Origin of the sequence: Methylotenera sp., from assembly GCF_013141425.1 — a bacterium.
GTDB lineage: Bacteria > Pseudomonadota > Gammaproteobacteria > Burkholderiales > Methylophilaceae > Methylotenera.
Window position 1 is genome coordinate 12,770 of sequence record NZ_JABFRA010000121.1, and the last position, 18,268, is coordinate 31,037.

11 protein-coding genes are annotated in these 18,268 nt (G+C 43.9%); 4 read left to right on the forward strand and 7 right to left on the reverse strand.

All coding sequences use genetic code 11. The features are described from left to right. Positions 1–29: 29 nt before the first annotated feature. Together HOO90_RS10575 and tsaE are read right to left on the reverse strand one after the other, a co-directional pair. Positions 30–1,580: an N-acetylmuramoyl-L-alanine amidase gene (locus tag HOO90_RS10575; protein WP_292842816.1), complete on the reverse strand. Its 1,551-nt coding sequence runs from the start codon at positions 1,578–1,580 to the stop codon at positions 30–32. Next, positions 1,577–2,086, reverse strand: a complete 510-nt coding sequence (gene tsaE, locus HOO90_RS10580; protein WP_292842818.1) for a tRNA (adenosine(37)-N6)-threonylcarbamoyltransferase complex ATPase subunit type 1 TsaE — start codon at positions 2,084–2,086, stop codon at positions 1,577–1,579. Before tsaE ends, HOO90_RS10575 begins: the two co-directional genes overlap by 4 nt. On the opposite strand from tsaE, the gene queG reads away from it, so the two are divergent. Next, the gene (queG, locus tag HOO90_RS10585; protein WP_292842820.1) at positions 2,085–3,173 is read left to right on the forward strand and encodes a tRNA epoxyqueuosine(34) reductase QueG; all 1,089 of its coding nucleotides are present in this window, start codon (positions 2,085–2,087) and stop codon (positions 3,171–3,173) included. The genes tsaE and queG overlap by 2 nt on opposite strands. Here the strand turns inward: queG and HOO90_RS10590 are convergent. From HOO90_RS10590 to glgC, 5 genes are all read right to left on the reverse strand, one after another. Then, positions 3,170–7,576, reverse strand: coding sequence for an EAL domain-containing protein (locus HOO90_RS10590; protein WP_292842822.1), 4,407 nt, complete (start codon positions 7,574–7,576; stop codon positions 3,170–3,172). The two genes, queG and HOO90_RS10590, sit on opposite strands and share 4 nt — an antisense overlap. A gap of 84 nt (positions 7,577–7,660) precedes the next feature. After that, positions 7,661–8,623, reverse strand: a complete 963-nt coding sequence (locus HOO90_RS10595; protein WP_292842824.1) for an ROK family protein — start codon at positions 8,621–8,623, stop codon at positions 7,661–7,663. Positions 8,624–8,626: 3 nt separating this feature from the next. Then, positions 8,627–10,132 carry a 4-alpha-glucanotransferase gene (gene malQ / locus HOO90_RS10600; RefSeq protein WP_292842826.1) on the reverse strand — a complete coding sequence of 502 codons (1,506 nt, stop codon included), beginning with the start codon at positions 10,130–10,132 and terminating at the stop codon, positions 8,627–8,629. 65 nt (positions 10,133–10,197) lie between these two features. Next, positions 10,198–11,940 (reverse strand): glycoside hydrolase family 57 protein, encoded by a 1,743-nt coding sequence (locus HOO90_RS10605; protein ID WP_292842828.1) that lies wholly within the window; start codon positions 11,938–11,940, stop codon positions 10,198–10,200. A 58-nt stretch (positions 11,941–11,998) separates the two neighbouring features. Then, on the reverse strand, positions 11,999–13,291 hold the full coding sequence (gene glgC / locus HOO90_RS10610; RefSeq protein WP_292842830.1) for a glucose-1-phosphate adenylyltransferase: 1,293 nt from the start codon (positions 13,289–13,291) through the stop codon (positions 11,999–12,001). Between the two features lie 314 nt (positions 13,292–13,605). Here glgC and glgB point away from each other — a divergent pair, with 314 nt between their 5' ends. From glgB to HOO90_RS10625, 3 genes are all read left to right on the forward strand, one after another. Next, positions 13,606–15,777: a 1,4-alpha-glucan branching protein GlgB gene (gene glgB, locus HOO90_RS10615; RefSeq protein ID WP_292842840.1), complete on the forward strand. Its 2,172-nt coding sequence runs from the start codon at positions 13,606–13,608 to the stop codon at positions 15,775–15,777. 42 nt (positions 15,778–15,819) lie between these two features. Further along, on the forward strand, positions 15,820–17,472 hold the full coding sequence (pgi, locus tag HOO90_RS10620) for a glucose-6-phosphate isomerase (protein ID WP_292842832.1): 1,653 nt from the start codon (positions 15,820–15,822) through the stop codon (positions 17,470–17,472). 8 nt (positions 17,473–17,480) lie between these two features. Then, on the forward strand, positions 17,481–18,268 hold a 788-nt coding region (locus HOO90_RS10625), incomplete at its 3' end, for a polyphosphate kinase 2 family protein (RefSeq protein WP_292842834.1).

The following is an 18,268-nucleotide window of genomic DNA, read 5'->3' on the forward strand; positions in this document are numbered from 1 at the left end:
ACGGAGTTACTTCACCTCAATCTACTGTATTAATCAAGTGCGACCTTCGTTTTAGCCAAGGCTGGATTGGTAGCAAAATACTTTTTAATACCAGTCAAAATTGAGTTAACTAATTTATCCTGATAAGCATCATCATTCAGTTTACGCTCTTCTTCAGGGTTGCTGATAAAAGCGGTTTCAATCAATATGGACGGAATATCAGGTGATTTCAGTACCGCAAACGCAGCTTGCTCTACGCGCTTGGCATGCAGCGTATTAATATCGCCAATCTGCCCAAGGACTGCTTTACCTAACTTTAAGCTATCATTTATGGTGGCGGTTTGCGATAGGTCAAGCAATGTCTTAGCTAATAACGGGTCTTTATCATCCAAACTAACACCGCCTATTAAATCAGATTCATTTTCTTTTTTGGCCAAATAGCGCGCTCCCGCACTGGTAGCGCCACGCTCAGACAAAGCAAAAACCGAAGAGCCTCTCGCCGCAGGATTCGTAAACGCATCTGCATGAATAGATAAAAATAGATCCGCTTGCATATTGCGTGCTTTTACCACACGACCATGCAATGGAATAAAAAAATCACCATCTCGCGTTAATACCGCGCGCATGTTTGGTTCAGCGTCAATTTTTTCTTTTAGTTTTTTTGCAATAATTAAGGTAACGTCTTTTTCACGGCTACCATTTGCACCGCGTGCACCTGGGTCTTCGCCGCCATGCCCCGCATCAATGGCAATCACAATCTGACGACCCAATTTATTGACGGTTGGACTATTTTTTTTATCTTTATTCTGAGGTTCTTCCTGAAATGGATTCGCTTTATTCGAGGCAGGCCTTGCATCGGAGGTTTTAATCTCAGCTTTTTCCACAGCAATATCCGAAGGGGAAATATCCACGGGCTTTGCAACTTCAACAGGTTTTGTACTTTCGGACTTAATTGCCTCTGTTGGCGCATCAGATCCGCTACTTTGCGGTTGCTGTACAGGCAATGGTTCAATAATCAAGGTTGGCTGGTTGGTATCAAGTGCAATATTAGTTGAGACTTTTGGCGCATTGCCCTCTTGAGTCGACGATACTCCCGAATGATCAAGATTCACTGTGGCATCACGCTCCGCTACCATCGCCATTAGCGGGTCAACTAATGGATAAACATCCAGCACTAACCTGTATTTGTATTGGCCAGTGGGGGCTAATTTAAAAGCATTGGGTTTGGCTTCTGTCTTCAAATCAACAACTAAGCGCACAATATTTTGCTGAAACTTAGCTATTCGAATTTGTTTGATGTAAGGATCGCTGGCTAAAATCTTATCAGTGAGCGACTTTACGATTAGATTTAATTCAACGTTCTCAATATCCAAAACCACACGGTCTGGGTTTTGAATGACAGACATTTTGTAGACAAAGGGCTGATTCGCCTCTAAGGTAATTCGCGTATAGTCTTGCGCAGGCCAAACACGCGCAGCGGTGACGACATTGGCCGCCTGAACTAAGGAAGTAAAACTCAAACCTAAAATAACAAGTAGTGCTAAGCGACATACTTTGTTAAACCACCATATCGATGCTTGAAAAATTTTAAAAATAATCATGAACTCTCAGTTGAAATTGCGCTTAAGCATTGTTGACCCAATGAAGAATGGGCTGAAATTATTAAGTGACGGCCTAAAGATTTTCCTACATTTTTAATCTCTAATGTAATGTTTAAATCAGGTGTTGGCAACACATGAGCCGCCTTTTCTGGCCATTCGATAATGCACACACTTGACGCATTAAAATAATCTCTAAAACCAGCAGACTCCCACTCTTCTTCATCATTAAATCGATACAAGTCAAAATGATACAACATTAAACTAGAAAATACTTTAAATTTATTTGGTTGAATTTCATAGGGTTCAACCAGCGTATAGGTTGGACTTTTCACCTTACCTATATAAGCGAGCGCACGCAGTAAACCGCGTACCAAGGTGGTTTTACCTGCGCCTAAGTCCCCATGCAAATAAATAGTCAGATTCGGTTGAATTACTTTTGCCAGAACCATTCCAAATTGCAAGGTCGCTGCTTCATCCGCCAAATCAAGTGTAAAATTATCGACCATGACCGACCTGCACAATTTCACGCAAACTGATTTGATAAGCCTGACAGCCAATATTAAAAAATGGGGCATGGCCTTGGGTTTTAATCAAGTTGGCATCACCGATACCAACTTGCAGGTAGCCGAAACTGAACATCAAGCTTGGATTGCGAAAGGTTTTCATGGTGAGATGGATTATATGGCAAAACACGGCATCAAGCGAACCCGCCCTGCTGAATTAGTGCCCAATACCCTGCGCGTTATCTCGGCGCGTTTAGATTACTCACCTGCCAATAGTGCTAACAGTGAAGTTATACTAAAAGATAGCTCAAAAGCCTTTATATCGCGTTATGCGCTGGGGCGTGATTATCACAAAGTGATGCGCAACAAACTGCAAAAATTATGCGAAAAAATACAAGCAGAAATCACCCCTCAACATGCAAATAACCTCAGTTATCGTGTCTTCACCGATAGCGCACCCGTGTTAGAAGTTGCACTGGCAGAAAAAGCCAGCTTGGGCTGGCGTGGCAAACACACCCTGCTCATCAATAAAGAGCATGGCTCATGGTTCTTTTTAGGTGAAATTTACACCAACTTACCTTTAATAACAGATGCTCCTGCAAGCAACCATTGTGGCACCTGCATCAACTGCATCGAAGTATGCCCCACTCAGGCTATTACAGCTCCATATGAGGTCGATGCAAGGCGTTGCATCTCATACCTAACTATTGAGCTTAAAGGCAGCATTCCGCTCGAATTGAGGCATATGATAGGCAACCGCGTGTATGGTTGCGATGATTGCCAGATTTTTTGCCCTTGGAATAAATTTGCCGAGCATAGCAAGGAGCCGGACTTTGCAGTCAGAAACGGATTGGACAATTTAAGTTTGGTGCAATGTTTTAGCTGGACAGCAGCAGAGTTTTCTAAAAGCATGGCGGGTAGCGCCATCTATCGTATTGGCTATGAACAATGGCTACGTAATATTGCCATCGGCCTAGGCAATGCCGAGACACGCCCTGAGATTATTTCAGCTTTGCAAAACCGCTTGGAGAATGCCAGCCCCTTACTGCGTGAACATATTGAATGGGCGCTAAAGCAGCATCTAACCTAATCTAAATATCGAAGTTGCTTTAATGACGCTTCAAATTGCTCAATCGGCAAAGGTCTGCCAAACAAATAACCCTGATAAGTATTGCAACCACAGTTCGCTAGCAACTCTCGCTGTACGGTGGTTTCTACCCCTTCTGCGATGATTTCCAGATTCAAGGTTTCCGCCATTGCAATAATCGTACGTACAATGGCTTGGTCACTCACATCGGTGGCAATATCACTCACAAACGATTGATCAATTTTCAATTGGTACAAGGGCAGCAATTTAAGGTATTGCAGTGAGGAATAGCCCGTACCAAAGTCATCTAACGAGAAATGCACACCTACTTTTTTTAGCTCGTTCATTTTAGTAATCGTGTCGTCAATATGCTCAAGCAGCATACTTTCAGTTAACTCTAGCTTTAATAATTTAGGATTGATGCCAAAGTTTTTAACCACCGTTATTACCTGAGCAGCAAAGTCGACTTGATAAAACTGTTTAGCACTCACATTGATAGACAAAGTGAGATTGCGCGTAGCCGCGGAGTTTTCCCAATTTTTCAACTGAGCACAGGCGCTTTCTAGCACCCACTGCCCGATGGGCAGTATCAAACCGGTTTCTTCAGCCATTGGGATGAATTCGTAAGGCGAAATCATGCCCCGAACTGGATGTGGCCAACGAATCAGCGCCTCAGCCCCAAGTGCTTGGCCAACGGCATTCACTTGTACCTGGTAATGCAAATCAAATTGTTGATTATCGATTGCTTTGCGTAAGTCCACCTCCAAGGCGGCACGAGTATTAATCGCTTCCTGCATATTGGGATCAAAAAAGCAGAGTGTATTTCGCCCGGCTTTTTTGGCTTGATACATGGCAATATCAGCATGCTTTAACAGGGTTTCTTGCGAATGGTCATTTTCATTAAATAACACAATGCCGATACTAGCGGTTGTTTGATACATGTTTGTTGAAAGTTGAAACGGCAAACCAATCGAATATAAAATCTTATTGGCAATCGTTTCTGCTTGCGAAGCCGCTTCTAGTGGTTGCTTGCTTAAATTCTCTAACATCACCACAAACTCATCGCCACCTAAACGTGATACGGTATCTCCCTCGCGCACACAAGCGGTTAAACGTTCTGCCACCTGACGGAGTAAGGTGTCGCCGACATCATGACCCAAGGTGTCATTCAGCGTTTTAAAATGGTCAAGATCAAGAAATAATAAAGCACCTCCCCAACCCAACCTGACCCCTGCCGACAAAGCATGATTCAAGCGATCAATTAAAAGTCGCCGATTAGGCAAGCGCGTCAGCACATCATAAAAGGCCAAGTGGTTGATCTCAGCTTCCGCTGCATTGCGTAATGTCACATCCGTGAACGTAGCAACATAATTCGTTACCTCGTCATCGTCACCCTTCACTGCAGTAATGGTGAGATGTTGTGGATACACTTCACCATTTTTACGACGATTCCACACTTCGCCTTCCCAACCGCCATTTTTAGCGATATTTTCCCACATGGATTCATAAAAATCCGCATGATGATGGCCAGAACTCACAAGCCGTGGCGTTTGCCCGATTGCTTCTTCTGCGCTGTAGCCCGAAATCTTAGTAAACGCTTTATTCACTTTTAGTATGGTCTTGTTAATATCCGTGACCATCATACCTTCTTGCGATTCAAAAGCCGTGGCAGAGATGCGAAACTCCAGCTCAGCTAATTTACGCTCGGTAATATCACGTGAAAGCAAAATAAAACGTTGCGACTCGCCTGTGGCTTTAGATTTTTTAGAAACGGAAAGCTCAAACCAACGCTGCCCCTGAGGCAATTGCAAGTCAAACTGCTTGCCCTGCGAACGACCGTTCTGTTCAGCCTCTTCCAATGCAGCCATGACGACTGCGGCAGCGGCTTTAGGTAGCCCCTCGTGCACCGTCTTGCCGATTAAATCATCAGTTGGGGCGGCAAGCAGTTGTTGGTCAGGGCTGTGAGCCGCATAATAGCGGCCTTCTCTGTCAAGCTCAAACAATAAATCCGGAATTGCATCTATCGTAGCCTGCAATTTCAAATCAATCTGCTGCCGTGCTTCTTCTGCTTGTTTTAATTGCGTCACATCCATCATCGCAACGCGTAAAATAGGCTGATCAGTTGCATCGTCCATGCGCAAACAATTAAAATTAGCAATAAAGGTCGTGCCATTTTCATGGCGCATTTTCATGTCAAAATTAAGCTCTTCACCGCCGTCCAAATCCTGCATACTTAAAAACAATTGCTGCCAGTGTGTCTTTTCTGCCTCAATGACAAATTGCGAAAACAGTTGGCCATTGAGCTGATTCCGCTTCAACCCAAACATCGAAGTCACTTTCCAATTCACTTCAGCAATTTCACCCGATTGACGGATGGATAAATAACCCACTGGTGCAAATTCATATAAATCCGCATATCGATCACGTGATTCAACGACCGCAGCCTGTGCTAACTGCAACTTACTTTGCGCCTGAACACGCTCTTTTTCACGATCAAAATTATCCAACGCAAAGCCTATATCCATCGCCATCTCGCTCAATAAATTGATGGTTTCTTCATTAAAGGCATCGATGTGGAAATCATATATAGACAATATGGCAAAAGACCTGCCATTGCGAGCAATAGGGAAAGAAGCAGAGGCACCCCAGCCAAAGCGCTTGGCTTGCTCGTGCCAGGGCCGCGTCAGCTCGTTTTCTTGAAAATCACTAATAATGACTGGGTGGTTTTCACGAAACGCTGTACCCGTGGGTCCTCGCCCTTCTGGCACGTCTGGGCTGACCGATATTTTGATGCCATCCAAATAAGTGAGGCCATTGCCATAACTAGCAACTGGCTTAATAAAGCCGCTGGACGCCTCTAACTGCCCTATCCAGGCCATTTTCATGCCGCCAAACTTTACGGCGCAACGGCAGACCAAGGGAAATAAATCGGCCTCGTTCGCCATACGCACAATGGCTTGGTTGATTTCACTGAGGGCTTGATACAGATTTTTTAGCCGCTGGATGCTTTGCTCGGCTTTATTGCGCTCGGTCAAGTCACGTAAAATAGCAAAGTACGTTTGATCATCCAACTTGCGGGCATTAACTTCCACCATAAATTCGCTGCCATCTTTATGTATATGTAACCACTCGCCAGAATGCGGCATGCCCTTCATCAGGCTCTCAACGGCTGGATTTATTCTAGGAAGTTCATGTTTTGCCAGCAGACTGGGCAAACTCAGACCGAGTAATTCATCGCGCCCATAGCCAAATAATGCTAAGGCAGCAGGGTTGGCTTCAATAATACGATGATCGCGATCCAACATCATCACGCCCTCACCGGCCTGCCTGAAGAGTTGCTGATAGCGGACTTTAGCGATTTGCCGCCCCCTTGCTAGTAACCACGCCAACAGGCCCAGCATTATGGTTAAGGCGCTGCCTGTCCAGGCAATGATTGAAAGTTGCTGCGGGTTTGACATACGCGCTTCAAAGGCGGGCGTGGTGTTCACCAGCAACGTCCAAGTCCGTCCACCAAAATTCAAATCGCGTTTCGTTTGCAACATTCCGTCTGCGAGTCTAGATGCAGAAGATTTCTTATCAGAGTGATACATCAAGGTGCTGGCAGTCGTTACCTTTTCATCATGAATTTCCAGATCAATGTCTTTAATAAACTGGCCTTGAAGCCCAGCCATTAAATCATTCATACGAAATGGCACATCCACCCAGCCCTTAATCGCATCACGTTTAGCGGCAAGTGTTTTTAGGTTGGTGTCTGTTTGATAAATCGGCAAATACATCACAAACGCCAATACATCCTTTTTACCTACATCCTGTACCAAGGTAAAGTGCGAAGTAATGGCAACATCGCCACTATCACGCGCACGTTCCATGGCACTTTTTGCGGCAGGGATAGAAAACGTATCCAATCCCAATGCTTTAAAGTTGTCAGCGTTCATTGGTTCCATGCGGATGATGGGCGCATAGGCATCACGCTCGCCCGCGGGCTTAACGTCGTAATTCAGAAATCCAATTTTGCGTATCGCCACAATATGTTTCGCTTTATCAGCATTTTGCACAATGGTAACTAACCCAACCCCCTGCACACCTGATTTTTTTTCTGGCAAACGCAAAGACTCAACATAAGCTCGAAATTCTTCAACCGTAACTTCTTGCGAGCCGTCTAGATAGCCTTTAACGCCGCGCATGACCACTTCATAGTCTTCTAGTCGGCCAAGGATATTGCTGGCTGCTTGATCCGTTGCGTACTCCAAATCAGCTTTTAAAGCACGCGACTGATGTCGCTTTTCATCCTTCCAAAGCACTGCAGTTAGAGCAAATCCAAATAACAATACCACCGCAGCCACTAGCCATGGCAATAGCTGCGACTTCATCATTCCAGTATGATGTTTTTTACCCCTTAAATGCATGCTTATTATTCTTAAAATAACTTTAATTTAATTATCAAAAAAACAATTATCTGAACGAATTTAACGATATTGCCTGCCATTTACTTATTGTAACTTCTGACTTGCCAGCATGGCTGCACCGATAATGCCCGCCTGATCGCCCAACTGAGAAATAGTCACGTTCACTTTTCCACGTAGGGCGGGTATTAAATCTTCATCTAATTGTTGTGCGAACACCAGTTCCATCAGCGCCCAGCCAGCACTCACGCCACCGCCAATCACCACATCGGTTACATCAATCACTTTTAAAAGATGTGCAAGCGCTTGCGCCAATGTTTTACCTGCCAGATGATAGGCTGCAATTGCATTCTGGTCGCCTTGTCGAGCTAAGTCGGCAATCTCATGGGCTTTCAAATACTGATTATTCGTTTCAAAATAGCTAATGGCAATGCCACTGGCAGAAGCGTATTGCTCCATACAGCCATGATTACCGCAGCCGCATAATCGGCCATTGGGCAATACCGTAATGTGTCCAACTTCCATCGCCACCCCATGCTGACCTTGAAATGGCTGACCGTTTAGTATCAAACCGCCACCAACACCCGTGCCTAAGCCTAAATATATCAAGCTATTTATTTGTGTGGCACGGCTTATATATTCGCCGTAAGCCGCCGCAAGCGCATCATTTTCCGTAATGACAGGCAACTCGATAATTTGGCTTAAATCATTGCTTAAATCCACATTACTTAAGCCAGGTAAATTGGGAGATTGTGAGATAGCTTGTGTTTTCGGGTCGATAAACCCAGGAAATCCAATGCCTACAGCCGATATTTCGGGGTGCTTAAGCTGCATGCTTTCAACTGCTGCTGCGATTGCATTTAGGATGCTTTGCCAGGCCTGCTTTGGCTCATGCGATTTGCAAAGCGTTGAAAAATCCGTTTGAAAACGTTTTTCTTCAATTAACTGTGGTTGCGCCTGCTGAGTCTCTTCAATAAATGCATCGTTATATTTAACCACACCCAAACGAAGGTTTGTGCCACCGACATCGATACCGATTAAGGTTGCCACGGTTTAGCTCCTTCCAGTACGGATAATTACCTCAGAAATTTTCTCTGCTGGCGACTCTGCGAGTTGATGCCAATTAAAACGCCAATGCCAATTGCCGGAACAGGTACCTGGTGTATTCATGCGATGATTTGTATCTAAAGCAAGCAAATCCTGCATCGGTAGAATGGCCAGTATTGCGTTTGATTCAAGCGCCAACTGAATTAAATCTTCTGGAATATTTAGCTGCGAGGGCTCTGAATCTGTGCCATGAATACAACGCTCAAGCTGTTGGGTCTGCTCGGCATTCAGCGTGACATACCAGCCAACGGTCGTATCGTTATCATGTGTACCCGTGTAAACCACACTGTTTTCTTCAATATTGGCAGGTAAATACGGGTTATCGTCATTGCCACTAAATGCAAATTGCAAAATTTTCATGCCAGGCAAATTGTATTTTTCGCGTAAAGCATCTACCTCAGCTGTGATAATGCCCAAATCTTCTGCCACCAAGCAAATTTTTGGAAGTGCTGTTTTAATAGCGGCGAGTAGCGCATCACCTGGCGCCAACACCCACTGGCCATTAATCGCGGTGTCTTCACTTGCTGGAATTTCCCACGCGGCTTCCAAGCCTCTAAAATGGTCAATGCGCACAATATCAAACAGTGCGTTTTGCGTGGCCATGCGTGAAACCCACCAGCTATAACCATCTTGCGCCATCGCTTGCCAGTTATAGTGCGGATTTCCCCAACGCTGCCCAGTCACTGAAAAATAATCGGGTGGAACACCAGCAACCACCGCCATATTTTTATCGACATCCAACTTAAATAAGTGGGGTTGCGCCCAGACATCGGCACTGTCATAAGCAACAAAGATGGGAATGTCGCCAAATAAATAAACATTTTTAGAAGCCGCATAGGCTTTAAGTGCTAGCCACTGGCTAAAGAACACATACTGAGTGAATTGAATTACGGCTATTTCATGCGCAAGTTCTTTACGAATCTGCCTAAGTACTTTTGCATCACGGTTTTTATAAGAGTCTGGCCAAAAATTCCAGCCCGCTTGATTAAACTTATTTCGAAGCGCCAAAAATAATGCAAAATCATTCAGCCAATGCGCTTGTCGTTTACAAAATCGTTTAAAAGCTTGCTGTGCCCTTATACTGCTAACTTGTGAAGTTTCAGCTTGCGCAATAAAAGCCAGATAAGCTTTTTCCAGCAATAGTGTTTTGGTACTGATTAGACCGCTTAAATCCAACTTGGATAACAAGCCTTGTGTTTGCAAATTTTCCAGACTAATAAAATCTGGATTTCCAGCAAAAGCTGATAAGCATTGATACGGCGAGTTATCGGCGTGCGGCATGTTGATTGGCAACGTTTGCCAAACTGTAGCACCTATTGAATTTAAGAAATCGACAAAACGAAAAGCCTCGACGCCTAAATCACCAACATAATAGGCACTCGGCAACGAGCTGATGTGTAGCAAAACGCCTGCGCGGCGCTGAGCCAAAAGTGATAAATTAGTGCGTTTCATTTTTACCTACTTGTAAATTAAGCTTACTTGAAGCGAGTTAACACTAATTCTATCTTTACGTGCGTTTATGCCTGCCCTCTCCGCATCGTTCCTGCATTATCGGCATTACCACCGCCAGCACTAATTGTTTTATGCAATACGGCGGGCACTGGTTGCTGTAATAAAGTGTATAAGTTAATCAGATTGCGGCGATACAACTGGTCAAAGCTCGCTACGCTGTCAGAAGAATTGTAATCGCCAAACCACCAGAACCAATCCGAGCCTTCACAAATCGCCAGTTGACGTTCGCAAGCCTTCAGTTGACTCGCACTTAAGCCGTTTTTTAACACCACACTGTCGTAGGTTTTTTTAGCGGCGCAAAGTAAATCCCAAGCTAAGTTTTTATCTTTACTACCTATCCATGTGCTAAAAGTACCGTACACCCAACTGCCTGCAGCAATTTGAGGGAGTACTGGAGCTGATATTCCCTTAGTTTTGTAATCGCTAGATTGATATAAATCAACCATATCACTAAAAGTAGTCATTTCAATATCTGGATGATTGGCTAAAGCCGCATACAGCTCACTTAAAAAATAATAGCCATTGTAAGGATAGTATTCCCATGCGTTTTCGCCGTCTAATATCACGCTCACCACTTTAGCTTTGACACTCGCGCCATCGCGATTTGTAGCATGTATATGCTCCAGCGAATGAATGAAATCTCTTACGGCATCGGGCGAATGCATTTTTGCGTATTCAAAGCCAATTTTATCGGACAACTGATCATCTCGAAAGAAACATAAAATATCCTGCGTACCGTTCGTCACACGATAGGGTTGATACAGATACTCGTATTTATCCGCTGCGCTCAATTGCGACTTCACTAGGCTATTGGCCAACACCCCTTGACCGGTTGCCGCCCATTCTATGCCTTGCTCTGCTAATAGCGACAACGCCGCACTGGATACACCACCTTCTGCAGGCCACATACCCCGTGGTTTAGCTCCAAAATAATCCAAGTGCGATATTTTAGCTGACTCCACATGGGCAACAGCACGCGCTTGGCCGCCCGCATATTTAGCATTCGCGGGTAACGGTGCAAATGGCATGGCATCTAAAGCCGATTTAAAGTCTAACAACAAAGGTAAAATCGGATGATAGTAAGGTGTGGTCGAAATCTCAATTTGTTTAGTTTGCATTAAGGCCTTATAACGCGGTATCAAGCCTGAAATAGTTTCACCGATGACCTTAAATAGTTGCTGCCTTTCCTCTTGAGTAAACAACAAGCCTTTTGCCATAAGATTCTGAACCACCTTGTTATTACGGCGCAAACTCTCGCCGCACCAAGCCAAGTGATACCAGACAAGCAAATCAGATTTATATTGCCCCGAAAGATAATGAAACTCATCGTTTTGCATCATAGGCTCGACCAATTGATAAAGGTGCAATAAGCGCTGGTAATGCGGAAATGGGCTAAGCATTTTTTCGTGATGGCTCTTAAAGCAACTATTCACGATTAATCGACAATCCTCATGGCTAACTGTGGCCAAGTCAGGCTCAATCAATAATCTTAACAAAGGGTCGCGAATTTTATTCTGCTTAAATTGAGCTGAGTAATCTTCAAGTTGCTCTAACAAAATTGGCACAAAGTTAAAAGTAACACGCGCTTTAGGATTCTCCTCAAGATGAAATGCCATGTCACTATAATCTTTTATCGCATGCAGATAAGTCCAAGGCAACACGTACTCGTTCGTCACGATGTCGCGATAATCTGGCTGATGCATGTGCCAATAAAGATTGAGATACAACTTAGGGCGATTCAGTTTCACTTAAATTTACAACCTTAATAGTTTACTTAAATTAAACAACACAACTTATTGATTTATTTCAAATAACTCGATATAAATCTTGGCCAAGCATATCTGGTGTGACTAAGGTAATGCCTTTTTCTGACACATAAAAACGCTTAGCGTCCAAGGCTAAATCGACACCTATTTGCATGCCCGCTGGAATGCTACAGCCACGATCAATAACCACATTTTTAAGAATCACATTACGATTCACGGTGACTTTTGGCAAAATCACAGCGCCCTCAATATCGCTATAGCTATGCACACGCACATCCGAGAATAACACTGAACTTGTGACGCTAGAGCCACTAATCAAACAGCCACCTGAAACCAACGAATCGGTTGCTTTACCTGTTCTACCCTCATCATTAAATACAAATTTGGCGGGTGGTAATTGCTCTTGCGATGTCCAGATTGGCCATTCTCTGTCATATAGATTCAACTCAGGAATCACGCGCGTGAGCTCCATATTGGCTTCCCAGTAGGCATCTATCGTACCGACATCACGCCAGTAGTAATTGCCATTTTTTGCACCTACACAGCTTTCGGTAAAACGGTGCGCTTGCACTTTATATTTTTTGATAATGTAAGGGATAATATCGCCGCCAAAATCATGGGTTGATTTTGGATCGCCGGCGTCACGAATTAACTGTTCGTATAAGAACTTAGCATTGAATACATAAATACCCATGCTTGCGAATGCCTTTGTTGGATCACCAGGCATGTGTTTTGGGTTTGCTGGCTTCTCAGCAAACTCGACGACCTTATCCGTTTCATCTACCGCAAGCACGCCAAAACCTTTAGCATCTTCCAAAGGAACGTTGATGCAAGCAACAGTCATGTCGGCATTACTTCTCACATGCGTGGCGAGCATTTTGCCGTAGTCCATTTTATAGATATGGTCACCCGCTAATATCAAGATGTATTCGCCGCCACCTTCACGCAACAAATCGAGGTTTTGGTAGACCGCATCTGCCGTGCCTTTGTACCACTCTTCTGAAATTCGCTGCTGCGCAGGAATAATATTGACGTATTCATTAAACTCACCACGCAAAAAACCCCAACCACGCTGAAGATGTTGAATCAGACTTTGTGCTTTGTATTGTGTTGCAACATTGATGCGACGTATGCCAGAATTGATGCAATTCGATAACGGAAAATCGATGATACGAAATTTACCACCAAACTGAACGGCGGGCTTGGCACGCCAATCCGTAAGGTTCTTCAGACGGCTACCACGGCCACCCGCCAGAATAATTGCTGCGGTATTTTTGGTTAATGTACTAATAAAACGATCTGAATGCTGATCCACTTGTTGGCTCTTCGGCATGATGCCCTCCTGAAGTTTAATTAATCATTATTAGAACTAGCTGGGCTAACTAGCTTTATTTTATATATTCGCTGACTCTGTTTACATTATAATCAGCTTAAAGCACTATAATCTAGTTAAAACACCGCGAAACTAGTAAATATAATTAAAAAAAGTAAAAATATTTCTTAGGGAAATTTAAGGAGAAATGTATCTTGGAAAAAACTTTGGACAAAATTAACGTGCCGACAGCTAAATCAAAAGCGCCTAAAGCTAATACAAAAGCAAAAACATCTGAAAAATCGAGCTCAAATGCCAAGTCTTCTTCGCATACGATTTCAGATGCACTGAAGCTGATTTTAAAAGCGAAACACCACGACCCCTTTAGCTTTTTAGGACAGCATCAGGTAGAAGCAGGCTATGCTTATCGTGTGTTCTTACCAAATGCTAGCACTGTTTCAGTGAAGTCTGCCAAATCTTGGATTAAACTCGAGAAAACACATGCGGATGGCTTATTTGAAACTACCAACAAAACCGCACTTAAAACCCCCTGTTTACTGAAAGTCGAGCTTGGTGAGCATTCTTATGAAACTTATGATGCCTACTCGTTCACTTCAAGCATTACGCAAGACGAACTTTACTTGTTTGGCGAAGGCCGCTTAAAACAAGCTTACAAAACACTTGGCGCACAACTTGTTACCCAAGATAACGTTGCTGGTGTGCGCTTTGCAGTATGGGCGCCAAACGCCGAACGTGTGAGTGTAACAGGCAGCTTTAACAATTGGGATGGCCGAGTGCACTCGATGCGCGCACATGGCTCGAGCGGCGTGTGGGATATTTTCATTCCCAATCTAACCACCCATGACACTTACAAATTCGAGATTCGCAATCGACATACGAGTGGCGTGTTAACCAAAACAGACCCGTATGGCTTTGAGTTTGAGCAACGTCCTGGCACGGCCGCTAAAATCAGCAGCAGCCATCATCAATGGGAAGACAAACAATGGTTGGAATCACGCAAAAAACGTGATTGGCTGCATGCGCCATTTAACTGTTATGAAGTACATTTGGGCTCATGGCAACGGAACAAAGAAGGCCATTTTTTAACTTATCGTGAACTGGCTAAAACCTTAGTCCCTTATGTTGCGGAGATGGGTTACACACACGTCGAATTTATGCCAATTTCCGAGCATCCGCTGGCAGAATCTTGGGGTTACCAAACCACAGGTTATTTTGGCGTTACCAATCGTTTCGGCACGCCAGACGACTTGCGTTTTTTGATTGATGCATTTCACCAAGCCAATATTGGTGTGATATTAGATTGGGTACCAGGTCACTTTCCAAAAGATGACTGGGCACTTGCACGGTTTGATGGTACCGCGCTCTATGAACATGAAGACCCGCGATTAGGTGAACATCAAGACTGGGGCACGTATATTTTCAATTATGGTCGAAATGAAGTACGCAACTTTTTAATTGCCAATGCTAATTTCTGGCTACAAGAGTTTCACATTGATGGTTTGCGTGTCGATGCAGTGGCTTCAATGATCTATCTGGATTACTCGCGCAAAGCCGGAGAATGGTTGCCGAACAAATTTGGTGGACGTGAAAATTTAGAAGTTATCGACTTCTTAAAACAACTCAATGTGATGGTGGGTGAAGACTTTCCAGGTGTGTTGACGATTGCTGAAGAATCGACCGCATGGCCGATGGTCTCTCGCCCTGTGTATTTAGGTGGATTGGGCTTTAGCATGAAATGGAACATGGGCTGGATGAACGACACCCTCACCTACATTGAACACGACCCAGTTCATCGGCGTTATTACCATGACATGCTTACTTTTGGGCAGCTTTATGCGTACTCAGAAAACTTTGTCTTGCCATTTTCACACGATGAAGTCGTGCATGGTAAGCATTCATTGCTCGACAAAATGCCTGGTGATGCCTGGCAAAAATTTGCAAATCTTCGCTTGTTGCTAACCTATCAAATGACCGCGCCAGGCAAAAAACTCAACTTTATGGGTAATGAGTTTGGTCAGGGCCGTGAATGGAACGTCAATAGTAGCCTAGATTGGCATTTGCTTAGCAACGACTACGAAGGCCATCAATGGCATCAAGGTGTTAAGCTGGCTACGGCTGACTTAAATAATCTATACAAAAAATTAAATGCACTTTATGCCTTGGACTTTGACGTTCATGGTTTTGAATGGGTAGACTGTCATGACTCGGACCAATCGATTATTAGTTATATTAGACGAGGTTTAGACAATAGTTTTGTTATAATAGTCTTGAATTTTACGCCAGTGTTACGCAATGCATACCGCATCGGCGTGCCACAAGCGGGCAGTTATCAAGAAGTGTTTAACAGTGATGCTGGCTGTTATGGGGGTAGCAATCAAGGAAACGGCTCTGGTTTGCATACCGAAAATGTTGCCTGGATGAATCATCCGCAATCGCTTGTAATTACATTACCGCCTTTAGCTGGTATTGTTTTGCAATTACAATAATTAGTTTTTTACTTCAAACTTACAAAGTACTCTTAATAAAAAATGGCTGCACTTACAACACTACCCGTCTGGCAAAAACTTTGCCAACATCAGCAAGCAATTTTATCTGTTCACATGCGCGATCTTTTCGCCGCGGATAAAAATCGTTTCGACAAATATAGTCTTAAATTTGAAGACATTTTATTTGATTACTCGAAGCATCGCATTACCGACGAAACCTTGCCGATGCTGATTCAACTGGCCCGCGAAGCGAAAATTGAAAACTGGCGCGATCGCATGTTTGCTGGTGAAAAAATCAACATCACGGAAAACCGCGCAGTTTTACACACGGCTCTGCGCAACCGCAGTAACACGCCAGTGTATGTGGATGGTAAAGACGTGATGCCTGACGTTAATACCGTGCTTGCACAGATGCGCGTATTTTCAGACAAAGTACGTAACGGTGACTGGAAAGGCTATTCTGGCAAACGCATTACCGACATTGTAAACATTGGGATTGGTGGTTCAGACTTGGGCCCAGTCATGGTTTGCGATGCACTAAAACCTTACGCCAGCCCCGAGTTACAAGTGCATTTCGTCTCAAATATCGATGGTGCACATTTAATGCGCGCTTTAGAAAAATGTAAGCCTGAAACCACCTTGTTTATTGTGGCCTCCAAAACGTTTACCACGCAAGAAACCATGACCAACGCTACATCTGCGCGCACTTGGTTTTTAGCCACCGCAAAAGAAGACGCTCACGTTGCAAAGCATTTTGTTGCCCTGTCAACCAATGCAAAAGCCGTACAAGAGTTTGGTATCGACACCGACAATATGTTCGCCTTCTGGGATTGGGTCGGCGGTCGTTATTCACTTTGGTCTGCTATCGGCTTATCCATTGCTTTATACGTAGGCATGGATAATTTTGAAGCGCTACTCACCGGTGCGCATGAAATGGACAACCATTTCAAAACGGCACCATTAGAACAAAATATTCCAGTGATCATGGCGCTGATTGGCATTTGGTATAACAATTTCTTCCATGTCGACACCAACGCCATTCTGCCCTACGACCAAGGAATGGCGCGCTTCCCAGCGTATTTACAACAAGCGGATATGGAAAGCAACGGTAAATTTATTTGCCGCGATGGTAAACGCATTCAATACAAAACTGGCCCTGTGATTTGGGGAGAGGCTGGCACCAACGGCCAACATGCGTTTTATCAGCTCATCCATCAAGGCACACAAATTGTGCCGTGCGACTTCTTAATGCCCGTGCATAGCCATTATTCCATTGGCAAACACGGCTATGCACATCACAAAATTCTTCTGGCCAATTTCTTTGCGCAAACGCAATCGTTAATGTTGGGTAAAACCCCTGATGAAGCGCGCGTAGAATTAGAAAAACAAGGCTTGACTGGCGATGCCTTGGAAAACCTTCTGCCACACAAAGTATTTGAGGGTAACCGCCCGACCACGTCTATCATGTTTGATAAACTGACGCCAAATACTTTAGGTAAATTAATCGCACTGTATGAACATAAAATCTTCGTGCAAGGCATGATTTGGGACATTAACAGCTACGACCAATGGGGCGTGGAATATGGCAAACAAATCGCTCAACAAATTCTGCCACTGTTAACCAATGATGCCGTGATTACCGAGTTTGACAGTTCCACCAATGGCTTAATGAATTACACAAAAGTACACAAATAAACTTTTTTATGCCTAGCCTAGATAAATATCGAGTCGATGCTAAAAAATTTTCATTGAAGGATTTTAAATCCAACGATAAAAGCGAACGGAGCGGTAGTAAAGAGCAAGATGCAATTGAATTAGCCAATCTAGCAACTGAAATTAATGCGCTACAAGATATTTTAAACGCTGAAAGTAAACGCAAAGTGTTGCTGGTGTTACAAGGCATGGATGCCAGCGGTAAAGATGGCACCGTACGGCACGTTTTTAGTGAGTGCGATCCACTTGGTATAAGGCTCGCTAGTTTTAAAGCACCGAGTAGCGAAGAACTCGCACACGATTACCTGTGGCGCGTGCATCAACAAGTGCCTAAAGCGGGTGAATTGGTCATTTTTAATCGTAGTCATTACGAAGATGTGCTGATTGTAAAAGTACACAACTGGATAGATGAAGCTGAATGCAAGCGCCGCTTTGCGCAAATCAACGACTTTGAACGTTTACTCACTGAAACTGGCACTACCATCATCAAATGCTTTTTGCATATATCAAAAGAAGAGCAAAAAACGCGCATGCAAGAGCGCCTAGATGACCCAACTAAAACCTGGAAATTCAACCCAGGCGACTTAAAAGAACGTGAACTTTGGCCGCAATACATGCAAGCCTATGAGCAAGCGCTTAAAGCAACATCTACTGAATACGCACCTTGGTACGTAATACCAGCAGATTCCAAAACCAATCGAAATCTGCTGATTTCAAAATTGCTACTCAACACGCTTAAAAACTTAAAACTAAAGTATCCAGCCGTGCCAAGCGACTA

Coding starts and splice junctions, on each gene's coding strand:
- pgi (WP_292842832.1), top strand. CDS start 15,820: ATGGCTGCACTTACAACACTACCCGTCTGGCAAAAACTTTGCCAACAT.
- glgC (WP_292842830.1), bottom strand. CDS start 13,291: ATGCCGAAGAGCCAACAAGTGGATCAGCATTCAGATCGTTTTATTAGT.
- HOO90_RS10575 (WP_292842816.1), bottom strand. CDS start 1,580: ATGATTATTTTTAAAATTTTTCAAGCATCGATATGGTGGTTTAACAAA.
- tsaE (WP_292842818.1), bottom strand. CDS start 2,086: ATGGTCGATAATTTTACACTTGATTTGGCGGATGAAGCAGCGACCTTG.
- queG (WP_292842820.1), top strand. CDS start 2,085: ATGACCGACCTGCACAATTTCACGCAAACTGATTTGATAAGCCTGACA.
- malQ (WP_292842826.1), bottom strand. CDS start 10,132: ATGAAACGCACTAATTTATCACTTTTGGCTCAGCGCCGCGCAGGCGTT.
- HOO90_RS10590 (WP_292842822.1), bottom strand. CDS start 7,576: ATGCATTTAAGGGGTAAAAAACATCATACTGGAATGATGAAGTCGCAG.